Origin of the sequence: Trichocoleus sp. Lan (assembly GCF_039961855.1) — a bacterium.
Taxonomy (GTDB): domain Bacteria; phylum Cyanobacteriota; class Cyanobacteriia; order Cyanobacteriales; family FACHB-T130; genus FACHB-T130.
On sequence record NZ_JAMPKA010000044.1, the window covers coordinates 15,175 to 37,942 of the forward strand.

Here is a 22,768-nt window from a genome sequence, read left to right on the forward strand (position 1 = left end):
CCCAGAGGGAGAAAAAGCGATCGCTTAACCTACCATCTTGATTCATGGTGATTGCACTAGAGACTAGCCTTCCTCAACTCTCCATCAATTTGGCTTGCGATCAATTTTTCTCAATAACAGACTTTACTATTGCGAAAATACGAATTTAACTGTATTGACTTTTCAAATATTTTGTGGATTGTTACTATTTTATATACGAAGTTATATATATTGACCTATCGAATATTTTGTGGAATTTAGGTTGCATACATAAAAGGGAGTATTTATCAATCTATCTAGTTAAAGATTGAGCAAAGTCATTGCTTATTCTTTTAAAGATTAATTTTTGAACACATTTACAAACATACGAACTTTTATATATCGACACTATTGAGCCAATTAAGCATACTGAATAGCGAGTAATGAATTGAAGCTTAAATAATTAATTATTTGACAATATTTACTATTCAAATCATCTTTATTCACAAACTTAACCTCGCCTTTTGAAGGATTAGATTTTATGGATTCCCAAAGTTTTTCATTTAAAGCAAAAAACTTTGGGGAGAGGTGTTGTTACTGTTTTTTTAACATCCCTCAAAATCAGACTATCTTGTAAATTTCTATTGAGAAAACAAGAATAAATCAAAAGCTAGAAAGCAGAAGGACAGTCTTAAAAGTGAATCGCCATGAGATTAATTTTTTCATAAAACACTGGGAGAATTATTTCCATATGTACTCTTTTAATGTAATTGAAACCGATAAATTTTTAGAAATTGCAAGAAACCTAGGCATGACACTTAGAAGAGAAATTAACCATCATCAAAACCTTGATGAAGTTGGGCAAGTCCTGGATGGAATTGCCTTTATTGATTCCAGGCTAGAAGATTACCAAAGTTTAGTTGCTGGAGTTGCGCCAGGAATTGAGGTGGTTGTCCTCGACTCTAGACAGGATGGTGTGGAGCAGATTAGTCGGGCACTGGCGGAACGGCAGAGAGTTAGCAGCGTCCACATTGTCTCTCATGGTGCTTCTGGTGCAATTTATATTGGCGATCGCGAACTCAGTCTAGAAACCCTAAATCACTATGGAAACGAACTTTTAAGCTGGGCAGATTGGCTAGCTCCCAATGCTGAACTGTTAATTTACGGTTGTGAAGTTGCAAAAGGCGATCGCGGACAAGCCTTTATCCACCGCTTGAGTGAGTTAACCGGAGCCTCTGTCCACGCTTCAACGACGAGGGTTGGTAACGCAGATTTAGAGACGAATTGGAGGCTTGATAGAACGATACCTGTTGCTAATCGACAGAGTCGCTCACAGGTAGAACCACAGCTTGCTTTTTGTAAAGAAGTTATTGAAACATATTCAGGAATTTTTATGGCAACTTTTAAATGGAGTGGTGGCGGTACAACTAATAACTGGACTGAGGCAGCAAACTGGAGCCTCGTTAGTGGCACAGGATCAGATGCAGACGGTATTCCTGATGCAGATGATGTGGCGTCTTTTGATGGGACATCGACCAAAAATGCCACTATTAATGGCAATGTCAGTATTCAAAATCTTCAGGTGGCGGCTGCTTATACAGGAAGCATTAGCCTGGGTTCAAATATATTGGCGGTTTCAGGAGGATTTGCGATCGCAAATGCCAGTAGTTTTGACTCAGGGACAGGAACAGTACGCTTCACGGGAAATCAGACTGTAGACAGCACAGCAGCACTGTACAACCTGGAAATTGCAACCGCTACTGGTAGTCTAACTCTAGTGAAAGATTTGGTGGTCAGCAACGACCTCACCATCACCGATGTCAATCAAATTGCCGGCAGTGGTGGCACCTTCAACATCCAGGTGAGTGGAGATGTCATCACCAACGATGCCAACTTTAACAACAGCAACTCTGCCATTCAACTGGTAGGCAGCACCGACCAGAGTATCAGTGGTACTGGGGTGCTGTGGAACCTTGACATTGCCAAAACGGGTGGTAATGTCTTGCTCACCGATGACCTGCGGTTGCGCGGTGGCACTCTCTCTGGTTCGGGTCTGCTCAAAAATGCTGGCGGTAAGGTTGTCTTTGGAGAGCCGAACTCTTTTGCAGAGGGCTATATCAATAACTTCAGCGGTTCTATTGATGATGTTGAGCTGAAGTTTCACTCTCAAGCCAACTTTTCGCTCAGCAAAGACTTGGTCGTGAACAATGACCTGATCATCACTGAAGTGCAGACGATTGCAGGCAATGCTGGCACATTCAATATCAAGGTGAGTGGAGATGTCATCACCAACGATGCCAACTTTAACAACAGCAACTCTGCCATTCAACTGGTAGGCAGCACCGACCAGAGTATCAGTGGTACTGGGGTGCTGTGGAACCTGAACATTGCCAAAACGGGTGGCGATGTCCTGCTCACCGATGACCTGCGGTTGCGCGGTGGCACTCTCTCTGGTTCGGGTCTGCTCAAAAATGCTGGCGGTAAGGTTGTCTTTGGAGAGCCGAACTCTTTTGCAGAGGGCTATATCAATAACTTCAGCGGTTCTATTGATGATGTTGAGCTGAAGTTTCACTCTCAGGCAAACTTTTCGCTCAGCAAAGACTTGGTCGTGAACAATGACTTGATCATCACTGAGGTGCAGACGATTGTAGGCAGTGGCTTCAGTATTAAAGTTGCTGGAGATGTCATTTCTGCCGATACGAATGGAATCACAGGAACGGGTGCCATTGCTTTAGTAGGCAGTGCGACAAACACTTATACCGGCTTAGGCACTGGGACGCAGGGCAACCTGGTAATCGACAAGACAACTTCTACTGATAAAGCATTACTGGGTTCCAGCGAAACTTTCTCGTCGGTTGTTATTAACGAAGGGATTTTCGATGTCAATGGTAAAACTGCGACTGCTGGCACTACTATCAACAGCGGTGGAACCCTCGGTGGATCGGGCACAGTAATTGGCAATGTCACGGTTAACAGTGATGGAGCGCTGGCTCCTGGTAGTGGCATTGGTATTCTCAACACAGGCTCCGTTAACTTTACCAATGGCTCACGGTTCAACGTTGAGTTAGGCGGCACATCGGCAGGCAATGGAATTGGATTCTACGACCAGCTAAATGTAACGGGTACAGTGACGATTGGCACTAGTGCTGTGCTAAATACATCACTGTTTAGTGGATTTACGCCAGGTGGTGGCAACACATTTATCATTGTCAACAATGATGGTGTTGATGCTATCAATGGAAAATTTAATGGCTTAGCTCAAGGAACCACAGTTAATCTGGGTTCTGGAATAAATGCCACCATCTCTTATGCGGCAGGGGATGGTAATGATATTGCCCTATCCCTCCTCAATCAGGCACCTAACTTTACAGGTAATGCAACACTAGCTGCTGTTGCCGAAGACACGACCAACCCTAGTGGTCAAACGATTTCCACTGTCTTCAATGGACTGTTTAGTGACCCGGATGCAGGCGCAAGTCTTGGCGGTGTTGCGGTGGTTGGGAATACTGCAAATGCAACTACACAAGGGACGTGGCAATACTCTACAGATGGTACGACCTGGTTTGCTGTAGGCACGGTTGCGGATAGTGCAACAGCTCTGGCACTCTCTGCCAGCACAGTAGTCCGGTTTGTTCCCGTTGCCAATTACAACGGCGCTCCCCCGGCTTTAACTGTTCGAGCGATCGATAACACCTACACGAGTGGGTTTACCAGTGGGGGTACTCGCGTCAATCTGAATACTGGTACAAATGGGGGAGGCTCGGCGATTTCTGGTACCACCAACACCATCAACACCAGCATCACGGCGGTTAACGATGCTCCTACTGGCTCTGCCACCGCATCTCTAGTTGCTGGAACGGAAGACACCGCTTACACCATCAGCAAAGCCGACTTGCTAGCAGGCTTTAGTGATGTTGATGGCGATTCCTTGTCAGTCAGCAATATCACAGCCAATGGCACGGTTCTGACGGCAGATAGCAGTGGGAACTACGTCTTCACACCTGCTGCCAACTTCAACGGCACCGTTACACTGAACTACGATATTGTAGATGGCAATGGTGGTTCAGTCGCAGCCACTCAGTCATTTGCGATCGCTCCTGTCAACGATGCTCCAACTCTAACGGGCACTACCGCAACGTTGGCAGCAGGAACCGAAGATACCGCTTACACCATCACCGCCGCTAGCTTGTTGCAAGGCTTTACTGATGTCGAGAGCAATATCCTCTCAGTGTACAACCTGACCGCTACCAACGGTTCTATCATCAGCAATGGCAATGGCACCTACATCTTTAAACCTACTGCCAACTACAACGGTACGGTTACGCTGAACTATGACGTGGTAGATGGTGATGGCGGGGTTACTCCAGCGACCCAATCCTTTAGCCTTGCGGCTGTCGCTGATGTCTCCCTCGCAACAGGCACTCCCCCTACAGAAGCTGGAACTCCTGGCACTTTCGTTATTACCCTCGATGCCCCAGCACCCGCAGGTGGCTTGACGATCAACTACAACCTCTCCGGCAGCACCGCGACGACTCCTGCCGACTTTAGCCTAACCGCAGGCAACAATATCACAGGAGTGACTAGCGGCAGCTTTACTGTTGCTGCGGGAGCTACCACCGCTACCCTTCAGGTGGCTGCCGTTAATGATGGGATTGTTGACCCGAACGAAACCGTGCGACTCAACTTGACTTCGGGTAGTGGCTACACCCTAGCCTACAATTCCACCACCCCCTTCCGGGCTGCTCCGTTGGTGTCAGTCGGGCCGTTTCCCGCAGGATTTACTCTTGGTGATGTCAACAAGGATGGCAAGCTTGATCTACTCACTTCCACGATCACCTCTGCGGTTTCAATCCGGTTAGGAGATGGCACAGGCAACTTCACCAGCACTCCGGATGTCCCTGTTGGAGGTTATGCTTCACGTCCTGCTTTAGGAGACTTTAATGGAGACGGCAAGCTTGATTTTGCAACCGCAAATGCTAATACTAATACAGTTTCGGTGCGATTAGGGGATGGCACAGGCAACTTTACCGGCACCACCAATATCACCGTTGCAGGTAATCCAGCAAGTCTCGTTTTAGGAGATTTCAACGGCGATGGCAAGCTTGATTTTGCAACGGCAAACACTAATGCTAATACGGTTTCGGTGCGATTAGGGGATGGCACAGGCAACTTTACTGGCACTACCAGCGTGCCTGTTGGGACTAATCCTCAAGCTATTGCTTTAGGAGACTTTAATGGAGACAGCAAGCTTGATTTTGCAACCGCAAACACTAATGCTAATACAGTTTCGGTACGACTAGGGGATGGCACAGGCAATTTCACCGGCATAAGTGAAGTGTCTGTTGACACTAATCCTCAAGCTATTGCTTTAGGAGATTTCAACAGCGATGGCAAGCTTGATTTTGCAACGGCAAACTATAGTGCTGGCACAGTCTCGGTAAGGTTAGGAGATGGCACAGGTAACTTCACAGGTTCTACTAATGTGTCAGTTGGGACTAATCCACGAGGTCTCGCTTTGGGGGATATCAATGGGGATGGCAACCTTGATTTAGCGGTTACCACCTCTGGCAAGGTTTCCTTGCGGTTTGGGGATGGCGCAGGCAACTTTACAGGCTCTAGCAATGTCTCAACTGGTGGAATAGACTCCTTTGCTGTCGCCTTGGCAGATATCAATGGTGACGGCAATCTTGATGTGGCGACTATAAATCATGGTGCCGAAGCTTTCCAGGGGTCTGTTTCAGTACTCCTGAACAATACAGGTAGTGCTACGCTTACCATCACAGATGCCCCTAACATAGCTCCCAGCTTTACCGGCAATGCTACCCTAACCGCCATTTCGGAAGACACAACGACCCCTGCTGGTCAAACCATCACCACCCTCTTCAGCGGACTCTTCAGCGACCCCAACCCCAACTCTAGTCTCAGTGGGGTGGCAGTCGTAGGCAATACAGCCAATGCAACAACTCAAGGCATCTGGCAATATTCCACTGATGGCACCAACTGGTTTAACGTCGGCACGGTAACCGATGGCGCAACCGCCCTGGCACTCTCTGCAACTACCGCAGTCCGCTTTGTTCCGGTTGTCAACTACAACGGTACTCCACCTGCCCTCACAATCCGCGCCCTAGATAATACCTACAATGGTGCATTTACCAGCGGCAACAATCCCATCAACGTGAACACAGGTAGCCGAGGCGGTGCAACAGCAATTTCTGCCACTACCAATACGATTAGTACCAGTGTTACCCCCGTCAACGATTTACCGACGGGCACCGTCACTATCAGCGGTACTGCTGCTCAAGGCGAAGTATTGACGGCTGCCAACACCTTGGCAGATGCCGATGGCTTAGGTGTCGTGACCTACACTTGGTTTGCCAATGGAGTAAGCACTGGCGTTACAGGCGCTACCTACACCTTGACACAAACCGATGTGGGTAAAGTCTTCACCGTCACGGCATCTTACACCGACGGACAAGGCACGGTGGAATCCTCTACCAGTGAGGCAACGGGGACAGTCGCAAACGTCAACGACGCTCCCACGGGCAGTGCTACCGCATCTCTAGGGGCTGGTACCGAAGACACTGCTTACACCATCAATGCTGCTGACCTGTTGGCAGGCTTCAGCGATGTGGATGGTGACACACTTTCTGTTGCTAATCTCACGGCAAGCAATGGCTCACTAGTTAACAATAACGACGGTACCTACAGCTTTACACCTGCTGCTAACTTTAATGGCACGGTCAACCTTTCTTACAACGTTGTCGATGGTAATGGCGGTTCAGTGGCAGCCACTCAGTCTTTTAGCTTGACGGCAGTCAACGATGCCCCAGTGCTAACGGTGCCAACTACCCAAACGGTAACCTCGAACATTAGTCAAATCATTCCAGGCATTAGCGTCACGGATGTCGATGCAGGGACTAGTTCCTTACAAGTGACACTTTCCCTCGTCAATGGTTCGGCAACGCTCAGTTCTACTAGTGGTTTGAGCTTTACAGTCGGAGATGGCGATCAAGATACATATATGACCTTCAGTGGTTCTTTGAGTGCCATTAACACTGCGCTCAATAATCTAGCGTATCGCAGCAACCCTGGTTACTTAGGGGATGACAGCATCACGATTACCGTGAACGATCAAGGTAACGCGGGCAGTGGTGGCGCACTGAGCGACAGTAAGGCGATCACAATAACTGCCTACAACGTCATTAACGGAACAGCCAACAACGATAATCTCACTGCCACTGCCAACCCAGACCGCGTCTTTGGTAATGCTGGCAACGATACCGTCACCACAACAATTGCCAACGCCCAGCAAAATGACCTGTTTGACGGCGGAACCGGAGTCGATACGCTGGTCATCTCTGGTGGCACAGCCGCAACTGCTTTAACGTTGAACAGTTCCGCAACCACCGATCAACTCACCGGGATTCCAGGGCTGGTCATCCAAAACTTTGAAACCTTCAATTTTGGCGGCTTCTTGGGCACACTGAATGCCACTGGCAGCACGGGCAACGATACCATCACTGCTGGCGCTGGCAACGATAACCTCAGCGGTGGGGATGGTAATGATACCCTCAGCGGTGGGGCTGGAACCAATACCCTCGATGGCGGGGCTGGAACCAATACCCTAGTAGGGGGAGCAGGCAACGACACCTACATCGTCAGCACGACAACGAACACCATTACCGAAGCAGTAGGTGCTGGAGTGGACACGGTTTTGGCATCCGTTACCCACACGGTAGCGACCAATGTAGAAAACCTGAGCCTGACGGGTACTGCTGCGATCAATGGTACAGGCAACACCTTGAACAATACGTTGACGGGTAACAGTGCCAATAACACGCTCAATGGTGGAACTGGAGCAGACACGCTCATTGGTGGAGCAGGCGATGATACCTACATTGTTGATAATGCAGGCGATGTCATTGTTGAGCTGTTAGACGAAGGTCTTGACGCGGTGAACGCGAGTGTGAGCTACACCTTGAGCGCAAACGTAGAAAACCTGACCCTCACAGGAACTGGAAGTATCAACGGCACTGGCAACGAGCTAAATAACACCTTAACTGGCAACACGGGCAGCAACGTTCTCAATGGGGGTGCAGGCAACGACAGCTTGATTGGGGGCGCTGGTAACGACACTTATGTCGTTGATTCCTTAGGCGATATTCTCACAGAACTGGCGGCACAGGGGACAGATACCGTCAACGCCAGCATTAGTTGGACATTGGGTGCAGAATTAGAAAATCTTACTCTCACCGGCACTACTAACATCAACGCAACAGGCAATAGCCTTAACAACACCCTGACAGGCAATAGTGGCAACAACATCCTCAATGGTGATGCTGGTAACGATACGCTCATCGGTGGGTTGGGCGACGACACTTATATTGTTGATTCCCTCAGCGATATCGTCACAGAGCAAGCGAACCAGGGAATTGACACTGTGACTTCTAGCCTGACGTGGACTTTAGGAGCAAACTTGGAAAACTTAATCCTCACAGGATCTGCCGCAGTTAATGGTACAGGTAATACCTTGAACAACACCTTGACGGGCAACAGTGCTAATAACACCCTCAATGGTGGAAGTGGAGCAGATACCCTCATCGGTGAAGCAGGTGACGATACCTACATCGTCGATAATACAGGCGATGTCATTGTTGAGCTGTTAGACGAAGGTCTGGACAAGGTCAACTCCAGTGTTACCTACACCTTGAATGCAAACGTAGAAAACCTAACCCTGACGGGGACTGAAAGTATCAACGGCACTGGTAACGAACTAACTAACACTATCGTTGGCAATAGCGGCAATAACATTCTGGATGGCGGAGCAGGCAACGATACCCTCACCGGTGGTGGCGGCAATGACACCTACATTGTCGATGCCGTTGGGGACATTGTTACTGAAGCCCAGAATGCTGGTACGGATACAGTCCAGTCATCCGTTACCTATACGCTAAGCAACAACGTTGAGAACTTAATCCTCATCGGAAATGCAGCGATTGATGGGACGGGCAACACGCTCAACAACACCATCACTGGCAACAGTGCTAACAACATCCTCACTGGTGGAGCGGGTAGTGACACCCTGAATGGTGGATTGGGAGTTGATACGCTGATTGGTGGCACAGGCAATGATACTTATATCGTTGATTCCCTCGACGATATCCTGACGGAAGCCTTGAATGAAGGAACTGATACGATTCAATCTGCTCTCAGCTGGACGTTAGCCGCCAACTTCGAGAATCTGGTACTCACCGGAAATGCAGCGATTGATGGCATCGGCAACGACTTGAATAATACAATCACTGGCAACAGTGCTAATAACCTCCTCTCTGGTGGAGCTGGCAATGATGTCCTGACAGGTAATGCAGGTGCCGATACGTTCGTTGGCGGAATTGGCAACGATACGTTCAACTTCGGTGTAGATAGCGATGTAGATACACTGATTTATACCGTGGGGCAGGGTACAGATATTATCAACCAGTTCACTCGTGGCGCAGGCGGAGATGTACTCAAGTTCGTCAACAATGTCACAATCGATGTCGTTACCAGTGGCAGCACTACTGCCTTCCGCCTGAGCGACAACATTGCGGGCAATGCCGGATTTGGTACTGGCACCTTGCTACTGACGATGAATGGAACAACCGGGTTTACCCAAGACAACATAGGGCTGAACGTCGCGGCTGATAATGCAGCAGGTTTCCTATTCAGTTAAATTAACCTGGAGTCTCAGCATTCTGAGGTTCCCCAAGCAACAGCAGCCATGATCGAGCGCCCAACTGGTTGGAACTCCGTATCACCAATCCTGTTGGGTGCGATCACTATCCCCATTCCAGCCTTCAACCCAGCATGAGCTTTTCTGCTCATGCTGGACTATAGTTTTTTCCTTACTTTTTCCTTACTTTTTCCATGTTTACTCTTAAAAATAGTAATTATTAAATATAAATTAAGGAATCAAAAAATTTAGTTTTATTCGCTTTATACTCCGTATGCAAATGAAAAAGATTAGTTTTAATTTAGTTATAGCTTACTCTTTAGCGTTATAAAATTCGGTCGTTATAGCTAACAACTTTGCAATGTATATTTTTAGTTTACTAGCTATGGAAGAAAGCCGTGATGGCTTAGAATTTGTTGAAAAATTGCTCTTTGCAAAAACCGGAAAATCTCTCAATAATATTCAAAAAGCTGTGTTGCATCAGTTTTGGCAATATCCTAGAAAAACTTATGAGCAATTTGCCAAAGAATTAGAATATTCCCCAAGTTATATTCAACAAACAGTTGCTCCTCAGCTATGGCGGCTTTTGTCTGGCATATTGGGAGTAAAAGTTAGTAAAAATAATTTTCGTTCTATCGTGGAAAGGCAATGGTTGAACCAAGTTTTGAGGAAAACTGGCAACCTAATTGAGACACTAAATTCAGAATTGATGGATTTGGAATTTCCAGAGGGACGAGTTTCTATACATTCTTCCTTTTATATCGAGCGAGTCCCTCATGAAACAAGATGTTACACAGAAATTATGAAGCCAGGAGCCTTTATCCATATCCAAGCACCCAGACAGATGGGCAAAACCTCTTTGATGGGAAGGATTCTCGCTCATACTACAAGGTTAGGCTATCAAACAGTCAGCTTGAACTTGCAGAGAGTAGATCAGTTGATTCTCGCAAACCTAAATAGGTTGTTGCGGTGGTTTGCCTACGAAGTGAGTCAAAGACTGAAACTAAAACCGAGATTGGATGACTATTGGTCTGAGGATTTAGGTAGTAAGGCTAGCTGTACAAACTACTTTCAAGATTATCTACTAACACAAATTGATAGGCCACTTGTTTTAGCAGTGGATGAAGTAAATGAAATTTTCCAATATCCCCAAGTTACCCAAGATTTTTTATCCCTTTTGCGTTCTTGGCATGAGGAAGCAAAAGATAACGATATTTGGAAAAAACTCCGCTTAGTAGTGATAAATTCTACGGAAGCTTATACCTCTTTAAATATGAATAAGTCTCCCTTTAAGGTAGGGATACAGATTCAGTTAGACTCATTTACTTGGGAACAAGTACAGGATTTAGCTGACCGCCATCGACTCAATCTATCAATCCACGAGCTATCTCAGTTGATGTGGCTAGTGGCTGGTCATCCCTATCTATTACGTGTTGCTTTATATCATCTGGCTCAAGGGAGTTTAACGTTAGAGGAACTGCTACAAACGGCTGCTTCAGATACCGGAGTTTATAGTGAATACCTGCATCAAAAATCGTGGTACCTACAGCACCACCCTGAACTAGCAGCAGCATTTGAGAAGATGTTAAGAGCAAAAGCCCCCGTTGAGTTGGAGCAGTTACAGGCGTTTAAGTTACAGAGTATTGGGCTGGTGACGATGCAAGACAAGCTAGCAATGGTTAGCTGCGATCTGTATCAGCAGTATTTTAGCGAGCGCTCTTAAAGCTAATGATAATAATCTTAATTCAAGTTTTAAAACTATCTAATAAAGATGATTTATTTGAATGTTAATAATTTTTCTGAAAATAGCAAAATTAACTGCCAATCTAATCGTATTTTTGCTACATTTATTGGTATAAATTTTATCTTGCTACGAGCTATTAATTTACGATATTACTGGATAAACCTCATTAAAAAAGTTGATTGTATAACTGAAGTTATTCTCTGGGATTGGCATGTAGATGATTACTACAATCCCGATCGTAAAGCGCTAGATAAGATGTGTTGGAAGCGAGTGGGCTTTATTTCAGATGTTAGTTTTAATCCGATGAAGTTCAGGATTCCTCTTAATATTTTAAAAATAACAGATGTTTCTCAAGGGCTATCGCTAGTGGTTGCTAAGCGGGTACTTGAAGATGCGATACATGGTAAAATTGAAAAATTCAATGGGTTTACGTCAGCCATTATTTTAGGTGTTTGAGGGGCTAAAAATTGATTACATTCCTGACTAATTGTTTGCGGTTTTCAGTTTCAAAAGAGGTATTGAAAAGCAGTAGCCTGCTTGATTAAGATACCCAACGGATTCTTAAAAAAAATAAACTGATTTACATTGGATGGAAAGAAAATTATTTTCCCGGTACGTTAGGTAACATCATGACCCGATGGATTGCTACCCGCTTAAATTTGAACCAGATTAACTGTATTGTAAATGCTGCCTTGGCGAGTTCACTAACTAGCGTACAAATGGCTATTAGCGAGTTGGCTGCATACCGTAGCTTCATGATCCGGGCTAGGGGTGTAGATACTGATACCTCAATTTTTATGTATATGTGTTTTAGTAAAACTCACACTTTTTATAAACAGCAAAAAATCAAACTATTTAATGCTGATTCTGATGGAATGCTTTTCAGTGAAGCAATCGGGATGATGGTACTGAAGCGCTTTAAGGATGCTCAGAACGCCCCGCTATCATTACAGCAGTCAGATAAGCTGGTGCAAAAAATCCAACGGCTCCAATTTATGAAGCCTTTAATAGCACTGAAGATAAGGCATTGGCGAGTCTCTCTACCTACTAAGATGGGACGTTGTTTCATGGCGCTAGCTTTCAAGAAGTTCAAAAAATTTTAAACCTCAATGCAGAAAAGCTAACTATGAAATGTGTCTCGCCCAAAGTAGAGGAAAGACAGTTTGGACAGATTCCACCCCAGGCATTTAATCTAATCGACGCAGATATTCCATTTCAATGCATGTTGATTTGGGTGCGGCATTTTAACCAAGCTCGAAGTTTGCCTCTACGGTGTCAAGAAGGAGAGCATTTTCGAGAGATTCCCGTAGACAAACCTTTCTAGGTTTCGATGGATGTGCAATTTAGCAATGAAACGAAATTAATCGCCAACATTACATCGCATGACTAGCAAGGGCAGGTTTATTCGCGAGTGTTTGGCGCAGAAGTAACAATTAATCGGCAACTGAAATGGTGAGATTTATGACAATGAAAGAAACCGTTCTCGATAGATTTAGTCAACAATTAACAACAGAACCCGATCGCATTCTCTATACGTTTGTCAATGCAGATGGGCAAGACCAAGAATCTCTAACGTACCAAGAACTCGATCGCACGACAAAGCAAATCGCAGCATTCCTCATCCGGGACTGCAACCTGAAAATTAGCGATCGCGTTTTACTCGTTTACCCTCAATCGCTGGATTTCGTCAAAGCCTTGATTGGCTGTTTGTTGGCGGGTGTGATTCCCGTTCCCGTTGCGCCTCCCAATCCGTTCAAGTTGCAACATGACCTATCCGCATTTGAAGCGATCGCGCAAAATAGTGGCAGTTCAGCTATTCTCACGAATGGAGAGTACCTGGCGGTGAAGCGCCAGACTGAGGCGAGTTTGTTTCTTGAGCAAAAAGGGTTTTGGTCAGAGTTACCCTGCTATCGAACAGACGACCTGCAAAATGATCCTGAATCGTTGCCCCAACGTCACGCGCCGACGTTAGAGGATGTCGCTTACTTGCAATACACCTCTGGCTCAACTTCCGCACCAAAAGGTGTGATGATTAGCCACGGTAACATCATGCATCAGTTGAGCGTAACCGGCGAGGAGTTAGGATTCAATGCCGACTCGCGACTAGTGGCGTGGGTGCCTCATTTCCATGACTTTTGTTTGGTCAGTGGGATTTTGAGTTCACTGTATGGCAACGGTCATCTCTATCTCATGTCTCCCCTGGCATTCGTCCAACGTCCTGCGGTTTGGTTTGAGGTACTCTCCCGCGTCCAGGCAACCCATACAGCCGCGCCAGACTTTGCCTATCTGCAATCTGTCCGCAAGACGACACCCGAACAGCGACAGCAGTGGGATTTAAGTTCGCTACAAGTGGTGATGAGTGCCGCCGAACCTATTCGACCTACCACTGTCGATGTATTTCTCGATGCCTTCGCTGGCTGCAATCTCAATCCTCAAGTTTTTTGTCCCGCCTATGGACTGGCAGAACATACCGTGGGTATTTCGGTCTTAGGGCGTCGCCGCGTTACGGTGGAACGAGACTCGTTGGAGTGGGAACGGGTTGTTAAGCTAGCAGAAATTCCAGAAGACGGTCGTACCCTGACTTTGGTGGGATGTGGCAAGCCACTTGCCGGAGTCAATGTGCGGATTGTCGATCCCGAAACTTATCAGCAACGCCAAGCGGGAGAAGTAGGCGAAATCTGGGTCGATTCTCCCAGTAAGGCGCTGGGATACTGGGGGTTGCCGGAACTCTCGAAGGAAGTTTTCGAGGCTGGCCTTCATGAGAGTGCAGGACGCTATCTTCGCACGGGCGATTTAGGCTTTTTGTTGGATGGCGAACTCTATATTGCAGGGCGCTTAAAAGACGCGATTATTGTCCGGGGACGAAACCTGTACCCGCAAGATTTAGAAGAGACAGTTTGCCGTTGCCACCCGTTAATTTTACCGGGAGGAGCGGTGGCGTTTTCTGTTTCCGATCCCGTCGTCAGAGGTGAAGAGCAAGTTGCGGTCATTGCAGAGATTCGTGCCAATAAACCCTCATCCGAACAACTCCATGAAATCGTTCGCCTGATTCGTTCTCACTTGTTGCGAGAGCATCAGGTATCGTGTCGCACAGTTGCGATCGCATCTCCCGGTACAATCTTGAAAACCACCAGTGGTAAACTCCGCCGCCAAGCCTGCAAGCAAGCGTACCTCAAGGGAACCTTGCAAGAACAAGCCTTCCAAATCGATACCATCGCCTATCAAGAAACCACGAGTTCGGATCAACAAGAAGACCCTCGATTGCGAGGGATGACACCCGAATTTCACAAACTAATCAGTAACTTAGCGTTGCTCACCGGACAGCGGGGTAAAGATTTAAAACGTCGTTCGACCCATACTGTCGGGGTTACAGGCTTCGGGCAAGTTGAATTTCTGCCTCAGCCGAATATACCGGCCCATCCATTTTTCGTACCCGGTCAAAAGTTTCCCGTCATCGTGCGTCATGCAGCAGGGAAAGGCTTTGAAGACGATGCCATTATGGATGTTCGTTCTGCCACCTTCCGGATTGTCGATGGTTCTGCCGATGCCAAATGGGAAGACCTGGATCTGAATAAAACCCTCTTGGACGTGATTATGAACACGGGGCATAACTTTCCCTGGCCCCATGCTCAGTGCTTCTTCCGCTGGTTTAACAGCAGTATGCCAGAGCGGTTGAAAATGACGGAGGAGTATCCCTCGATCATTCCCAATTTCCAATACATCGCCCGCAACGCCGAATCCTGTACCAAACTGCATTATTTCAACAAAATGACGGTGTGGTTTATCGGTAACGATGGCAAACGCCGCTTCATGCGCTACCGCCTGCGGAATGCCGATATGTCTCCCGACTCCGGCTTTATTAATCCAGCCGATATGCCAGCCCCAATGGATCACGTTCCTCGCAAAGAAAACGATACCCGTCCCAGAACGTATTTGCGGGATGATTTTCAGCAGCGAGTCGAAAACGGAGGGGTTGACTACCTACTACAAATCCAGTTGCGAGAGGTGGAAGAGTCGGAGGAGTTAAACGAAGCTGCTAGGGAAACGACCATCGGCTGGGACGAAGAACTCTATCCTTACCATACGATCGCTCGCTTCTCGTTGCGACAAATCATTCCCAACGAGGTCATCGAACCCTTAGAATTTAACGTCTGGAATGCGCCGGAAAGTCTGGGAATTATTTGGGCAAAATCTCCCTACGAGGGGGCATCCGTCAATCACGCTCGCACTTTGGTTTATGAAATTGTCCAAAGTATGAGAAAAACCGGGCAGCCCACAGCCGCACTCATGGCGTTGGAGAGTATCCCGACCATTGAAGACGTTTCCCTCAAAGAAGCCTTAGAAAAGGCAGCTCAAACCATTCACGACTTTGCCAAACGCCGCAATTTTTTGGATGCACAAGAAACACTGGCGTTGCACGTCACGGAAACCGTTTTATCTAAATATCCAGCCGCCCTGCGCCACGTCTTAAAACAGTTTTTCGCTTGGGGAGAGGTGTTGGATCAAGTCATCGCACAGCAACCCACTCCCACTCAGGAACTCCAAGCGAGTATTGCTCAATACGCCCAGTTCGCTTCTGTCACCAATCGGGATGAAATCGAGGCGTTAACTCAGTTGCACCGTCGAGTGTGCCTGCGGGCGGAGGATCGACAGGGAAATATTAAGGCACTGATTTTTACCAACCGCAAGCAACTGCAACGCTACTGGCTGGGCGGTGCTTATTTAAGCAGTGCAGCGAACTATTGCTCTAGTCCAACAAAAATTCTGGCAGTGGATGACAATCGAGCTGTAGCCATCCATCGTTCCGTCGATATTCGACTAGAAGACGGCATGGTTATCCTGAGAGAATTTACTGGTTGTTGGGTCAAACACAGCGAGCAACCACAATGGACGTTAATCAGTGCCATTGGTACCGCCTATCAGCAAGTTCCTGTCGAGAATTTAGAACAAGCACAAGCGACCGTCAACACCTTCTTTGAGCAGGAAATCTCGCCCCACGAGTTGCGGTTTAAAGCTGAAGTCGCCCTCCTCGGCGCAGTGCTAGTTGATGCGTTTGAGCAATTCGTACCCGTCCAGGGAACCGGGTCAAATTCGCCAGACGAACCAGTCCGCCTCGAATCACCCCGTCATGTTTGCGTTATCGGTGCGGGGGTTTCTGGGTTAACTACTGCTTATGAACTGGAACGACTGGGACATAAGGTAACGGTTTTGGAGCGTCAGTTGCAGATTGCTGGCAAATGTGCATCGATAGAAATTGATGGGTACTGGTACGACTGGGGCGGTCATGTTTACACCGAAGAGTATCACGCCACCAAGCAACTGTTGGATGAGTTAGGAGTCGAACGCGAACGAACAACCCCCTATTTCACTTACGATTTTCAGCAGCAAACCGTTGTACCAGATGATGCTTCCCTGTATGAGAAGCAGAACTTTCTCAAATACCACGTTATGAAGTGGTCGGAGTTTCCAGGCATTGCCCGCCCCGGACTGGTGCATGTTGGCGATGCGCTGAGTGAATCGGTTTCTGAGTGGTTGAGCAAAAATCAGCTTCCAGAGATGGAGAAATCCTTGGGCATCGGTCATACGGCCGCTGGTTACGGCTACCTCGCTGATGACTGCATCCCCGTGATGAATTTCATCAAATACTCTGATGCCGCCGGGTTCATGTCCCTCAACCCGAATGTGAAAAATCGCCAGCAGATGACGGTTAAGGGGGGTTGGCTGAATGTCTGGAACAAGCTAGCCGCACAATTGCAGGATGTTCGCTGCAACGTCCACGTTACCAAGGTCGAGCGCATAGAGAAAGGGGTTCGCATCATCACGGAAAACGAGGAATTTGACTTTGATGAGATTGTTCTAGCACTTCCCTTTGACCACTCTCTAGAATTTCTCGATGCTTCGCCCCAAGAACGAGAACTCTTTGGCAAAATTCGCTACCTCGACTATTACACAACCGTTTGCACCATTGAGGGCATCCCACGCAATGCCTTCTATTTCTTGAAAGAAAACAATCTCGACCTGTCTACAATCGGGCATATTGTTTCGTTCCATCACCGCTACGACGAAACTGATGTTTATGCGGTCTATTCCTATGGCAATGCCTCGATAACGGGTGATGACATCATTGGCTATATCAAAGCAGATGTGGAGCGTATGGGCGGTAAGCTCGTTCAGGTACACGCGCAACGCGCCTGGAAATATATGCCCCACGTTAGCCGCCTAGAGTTGAAAGACGGCTATTACCAACAGTTTGAGGCGATGCAGGGGAAACACCATACTTACTACGTGGGTAGCCTGCTCAACTTTGAATTAATTGAAGCGAACGTTGCCTATGCCAGAGAATTAGTGCGTCGCTTCTTCCTACCAGCGCGTGAAGGCGTGCGCGTGCGCGAACCCTATGCCGCCGCAACGGCAGTAGTTGGCGTCTCCCAAGAACAATATGCCGGAGAACTGACGTTGGAAAAAGTTAAAGATTGGATCGTGAACCATATGGCAGCCGACTTAGACGTGCCAGTAACGGAAATCGATCCGCAAGCTCCCTTAGAAAGCTATCCTCTAGATTCACTGCTGACAGTGGGTTTAATTGGAGAACTTACCAGTTGGCTGGGTTGGCGGATTGAACCGTCTGTGTGGTTGGAGTTGCCCACGATTGAAGCGGTGGCAAACTATATTGTAGAGCAAGATGCTAAACAGTCTTATGCAACGGTTTCTCAGCTTGACCCCTTGCTAGTGGAATTTCGCAAAGGCGATTCCAACCAGAATGCAACTCGCCACAATCCTTTATTTTGCGTACATCCCATTGGCGGTACCACCTCAAAGTACGCCGGACTGTTCCGTCACCTGGGTAAAGACTATCCGCTCTATGGCATTCAAGCACAAGGGGTAGAAACCGGAAAAGCGATCGCAAACATTAGCGATATGGCGGCGCGGTACATTCAAGCCCTCAAAAAACGCCAGCCCGAAGGTCCCTATTCCCTCAGCGGTTGGTCATTTGGAGGATTAGTTGCATTTGAAATGGCTCTCCAACTTCTGGAAAATCGCGAACAAGTAGACTTCGTCGCCTTATTCGATTCGCCTGCTCCTTTGAGCGAAACAGCTCAATATTCTAATAGCGATCAAGAAGATTTAGAAACCTTCCTTTCTGACTGGTTCAACAAAGACGTACTCGCCAGCAATTTAGACTTGCAATCCGAGCGAACCGAACGATTGTTTGAGGTCTTTAAATTCAATTGGCAAGCAATGAGAGCATACACCCCGACGCGGAAATGTACCTGTCCCGTATTTCTATTAAAAGCCGAAAAACAAGCAGCCATTCAGGGATATCCAGAAGGGGTTGAAGCGAGTTTTGATTGGCAACCTTACGTCCAAAATTCTGTTCGTACAGAAATCATTTCGGGTGTCGATCACTACTCAATTATTGACAGCCAAAAGTTAGTTGCTAAATTACGTCAGCTCATTCAGAAAGAGCATTGTGTATTAGCGAAGCCCTAATTGATTTGTGAAGTCGAAATCCCCGACTTCTTTAAGAAGCCGGGGAGCTAAGAGGATATTTGGAAATACGGAGGAAGTCAGAGAAACATCAGGCAAGTCTGCGTAGCATCAGTCGAATCATCGCAATGTAGATAAATGCCTCTGAGGAAGCAGGTAATCGCTCGAAATCTACATTCAGACGACACCAAGATAACCAATCGCAAGTAGAGAGCGATTTTTTTGGGGGGGGAGATAGAGCAGGCGACGCGGTAAGATGGCTCAATGTCGGATTCATCCGAACCTGCCATCTACCAGCTCAAACTGGTGCTGCGCTTGTAACTTGCTAAAGTTGTGGAGTGACCTGTGGTTTTCCGGGTTGCATCTGCTTGCTATAAAGCACTATTTGCTATGTGAAGGTGAAAATTTTCCAATTGAACCTCATATCAGTACACCTAAAACAAACAATTTCCAATTGCGTACTTAATTCTTTACTGAGCAACGATTGCATCTGGATTTTGTGTGAGAAATTGTGTATAAATTCTTAAAAGTCCTGAATTCAAGAGGTTAGTTAATGAAAATATTAGGTCAAATATTCTGTGCTATCTTAATTGGACTTTTACTAATACTAGGAAGTGCTTTTTCATTCACTGAATTGGCATTTGCAGATGAAATTGTCGATTTTGCCATTTCCTACCCTAACCGATATTCGACCCCCTCTGACCTACGGGGTTCAACCCATGAAATGGCATTTCATGGCGATACCCTCTGGATCACGGGGCAAAACTACGATCAGCTTATCGCCATCAAACCAGATGGCACAATGACCTTCTACCCCATGCCTCAATACAGTGGCCCCCACGGGATTGCCTTCGATCGAGCGGGTCAGCTTTGGGTTACCCTTGAATTTGCCGGAGAAATTATCCGCCTCGATCCGACGCATCCCAACTACGATTCAGCCACTAAATACGATGTCCAGTTAGACTGCACCACCTGTACCGAGGAAATTAACACCCATCCGCATGGCTTAGCAATTGGCAGCGATGGTCAAACCGTTTGGTACACTGGCAAAGCGACTGGTACCATCGGTCGCATTACACCAGATGGCACTATTGAAACTTTCCCCATCTCAACGGTAAACAATCCAAGAGCAACTGTAGGCAGTGTACCGATCTATATCCATGCAGATGCCGAAGGCAATATGTGGTTTACCGAGCTAGTGGGCAATGCCATTGGACGCATTACATCCAATGGAACCGTTGAAGAGTTCAATATTCCCACCCTCAACAGTCGTCCGATCGCGATTGTGCCTGGACCGGATGGTAATATGTGGTTTACCGAAGAGGCTGGCAACAACGTTGGACGCATTAAACAGAACTGCAAAACTAATTGCATTACTGAATTTCCAGTACCCAAGCTGCAAAATAATGTTCTTCTAGCAGCACTGGCATTTGACACCGACCATAACCTCTGGGTTCAGCAATATGTGGATGCGAATCACCCGTCACCACCTGGCAGCGATCACCTGATTAAAATTGACAAGCAGATTCTAACCACCAATTCTTCTGATATCAGCAATATTCCAATTGATTTCTATGAGGTTCCGACTCCCGGAACAGTGATGCATCGCATCATACGAGGAGCTGATGGAAATCTCTGGTTTACCGAATTAAAGACTGACAAAGTTGGCAAAGTAAACCTCTCTTTCCTAAGAGATTCTTGAGTTAGAGGTTGCGACAATGCTGTCAAGGTACGCCTTTGTATAGCAATACAGTACCGAAGGCGAAGGCGATCGCTGTCTCGACTTTCGACCCACTGCTGAACCGGAAGTTAAGCCTCACCATTAGCTAAACTTGACATCAATTAGATAGTTAACTTTGTATCAACATGGTCGATAGCTACGAATTCCCTACTCCTCGTAGTGGTTTGCTTGGACTTTGGGATCGGCTCATTGGACCGGGTGCTACTCCCGCCGAAAATATCTTGATTCTTACCAGTGCCTTTGTAGGTGCAGCTTTGGCAGCATTTCGGCTTTGGTTGCTTGGGTTTGGCTTCTTACCAATTGCTGTTGGAGCAATCATCGGCTTCGATATTATTGGCGGTGCTGTTTGTAATGCAACCGATACGACAAAGCGTTGGTACCACCGACCCGAAGTGAATTCAGTTGAGCACATTACATTTATACTGCCGCACCTGCTCCACATTGCACTCGCGGCATGGTTTTTTCGCGTGGGTGTAGGATTTGACTGGAACTACTTCACGTCAGTGAGTGCTTGTCTACTCTTGGCGACGGCAGTTGTGTTAGCTGTACCCGTTTACCTCAAGCGACCCTTAGCTGTGGGGTTGTATCTGATTGCTGTTGCAATAGGACTTTACAAAGTTGGTTTTACACCTGGGTTAGAGTGGTTCATCCCAGCATTATTCTTGAAGTTATTGATTGGTCATCTTGTACCTGAGAGGTGCAAATATAGCGAAGGTGACACCAGTCGCAAAGTAGCGATTGAAATGCTTATCAGATAGAGGTTTCAGGCTTTTTTTACTCCTCCGACTGGTTCTCTGAACGCAACCAGCAATTTGCCAGCTATGGCAGAGTATCGTTACCACTGTCTGTTCTAGTTAGTCCCAATGCAATGAAGCTACAAACCGGGTCGATTTAGTACATAGTTACTAATTGATGCAACATTAACTCAAATGCCTACTTTAGGGCGAAAGTAGGGAAAACAGCCCTAAAGTTGATTGATTTTTCAGGGGGTCTAAGTATGGCTCCTTCTTCTACTCAACAATCAAAAGTTGGTAAATTTCTTAATCCATTTCGCTGTTCTCCAAACTCCCATAAGTATGCTGAAGTGAGAGTGCGGGAATACCTGCTGCCAAGAGAAGTTGAGTCCGTGCGAGACGGCGAAAATAGAAGGTTCGTGCAACCAGGGGCAATGCCCGTGTGTTGTCACAAAAGTCAACCCTTTTTGGGCAGAATTGATAAGTAATACAAATCATGACTTTGCCTAATTTGTCTCCTTCTAGGCAAAGTATGCTGAAAATATTTACCCCAGCATGAGGGATTGACCCATGCTATTTCTCACCAACCAACTTCCATTTTCGGCAAAGATATTTTCTCGCCATCTGCTACCATCGAAAAAATTATCAGTCAAAGCCATAATGAGCGCGACCAAAAAAGTAGGTAATTCTTGGGGAAGAAGTGTCCATTTTCGACGAGTTCTTCTGTATCCCAATGGGGTTTAGCCATTCATTCTCAACTCTTATCAGGCAATCTCAGATTTGAGTTGAGCATAAATGAATAGATAGTCGCATTTTCAGAAATTTATCAAAAATCCAAATTTAAGAGAGTTTGTCAAATCCAGTCAAATTAGTATATTTAGAAAAATTATTAATAAGCCGTGAAAACGGGTATCATTCATCGTTAAAAGACAAAGGCTAAAATCTATACATATCAATAGTTTCAAGTCAGGGGTACCCCTGGTTGCACCAACCATCTATTTTCGCCGAGTAGCAGACATCTAGCCAACTCAAGCAAGACCGATGTGATCGCTCCCCATCGATTAGTTCCCAAGCGAACTAACTCCATGATTAAATAGCTTTCTAGAACTTTACTTCTGATAAGTAAATGAGTCGTCTAGCCGCGAAAACTCTGGTGCTGACAACACCGCTGCCACTAACCCAACACCCGGCTGCGGTATATTTGGATGGGCTGGCGGATGGTTCCAGACCGACTATGAGACAGGCACTCGATGCGATCGCCCAACTCCTCACTGACGGTCAGTGCGATGCGATGACACTGAATTGGGCAGCGCTGCGGTATCAAAACACTGCGGCTATCCGCACGGCGCTGATGAAACGATACGCCCCGGCGACAGCGAATAAGATGCTGT

At 46.8% G+C, this 22,768-nt stretch carries 8 protein-coding genes and 2 pseudogenes; 9 read left to right on the forward strand and 1 reads right to left on the reverse strand.

All coding sequences use genetic code 11. The annotated features are described in order from the left end of the window. Window positions 1-769: 769 nt before the first annotated feature. The 5 genes from NDA03_RS25800 (at window position 770) to NDA03_RS25820 (ending at window position 18,905) form a co-directional block, all read left to right on the forward strand. On the forward strand, window positions 770-9,670 hold the full coding sequence (locus tag NDA03_RS25800) for a cadherin-like domain-containing protein (protein ID WP_348239550.1): 8,901 nt from the start codon (window positions 770-772) through the stop codon (window positions 9,668-9,670). A 385-nt stretch (window positions 9,671-10,055) separates the two neighbouring features. Further along, window positions 10,056-11,393 (forward strand): AAA-like domain-containing protein, encoded by a 1,338-nt coding sequence (locus tag NDA03_RS25805; RefSeq protein WP_190416005.1) that lies wholly within the window; start codon window positions 10,056-10,058, stop codon window positions 11,391-11,393. Between the two features lie 48 nt (window positions 11,394-11,441). Then, complete coding sequence (locus NDA03_RS25810; RefSeq protein ID WP_348239551.1) at window positions 11,442-11,870, forward strand: beta-ketoacyl synthase N-terminal-like domain-containing protein; 429 nt, start codon at window positions 11,442-11,444, stop codon at window positions 11,868-11,870. A 128-nt stretch (window positions 11,871-11,998) separates the two neighbouring features. Then, the gene (locus NDA03_RS25815; protein WP_339380850.1) at window positions 11,999-12,517 is read left to right on the forward strand and encodes a beta-ketoacyl synthase N-terminal-like domain-containing protein; all 519 of its coding nucleotides are present in this window, start codon (window positions 11,999-12,001) and stop codon (window positions 12,515-12,517) included. A 364-nt stretch (window positions 12,518-12,881) separates the two neighbouring features. Then, window positions 12,882-18,905, forward strand: a complete 6,024-nt coding sequence (locus NDA03_RS25820; RefSeq protein ID WP_348239552.1) for an FAD-dependent oxidoreductase — start codon at window positions 12,882-12,884, stop codon at window positions 18,903-18,905. 88 nt (window positions 18,906-18,993) lie between these two features. Here NDA03_RS25820 and NDA03_RS25825 read toward each other — a convergent pair. Continuing rightward, window positions 18,994-19,101 (reverse strand): annotated as a pseudogene (locus tag NDA03_RS25825) (IS5/IS1182 family transposase); the annotation flags it as partial. Between the two features lie 354 nt (window positions 19,102-19,455). Here NDA03_RS25825 and NDA03_RS25830 point away from each other — a divergent pair. The 4 genes and pseudogenes from NDA03_RS25830 to NDA03_RS25845 form a co-directional block, all read left to right on the forward strand. Further along, a complete protein-coding gene (locus NDA03_RS25830) occupies window positions 19,456-20,604 on the forward strand; it encodes a hypothetical protein (RefSeq protein WP_190416009.1) in 1,149 nt (382 codons plus the stop codon). 164 nt (window positions 20,605-20,768) lie between these two features. After that, window positions 20,769-21,401 carry a hypothetical protein gene (locus NDA03_RS25835; RefSeq protein ID WP_190416010.1) on the forward strand — a complete coding sequence of 211 codons (633 nt, stop codon included), beginning with the start codon at window positions 20,769-20,771 and terminating at the stop codon, window positions 21,399-21,401. Window positions 21,402-21,640: 239 nt separating this feature from the next. Then, window positions 21,641-21,865: a hypothetical protein gene (locus NDA03_RS25840; RefSeq protein WP_348239553.1), complete on the forward strand. Its 225-nt coding sequence runs from the start codon at window positions 21,641-21,643 to the stop codon at window positions 21,863-21,865. Window positions 21,866-22,503: 638 nt separating this feature from the next. After that, window positions 22,504-22,768: pseudogene (locus NDA03_RS25845) on the forward strand (integrase); the annotation flags it as partial.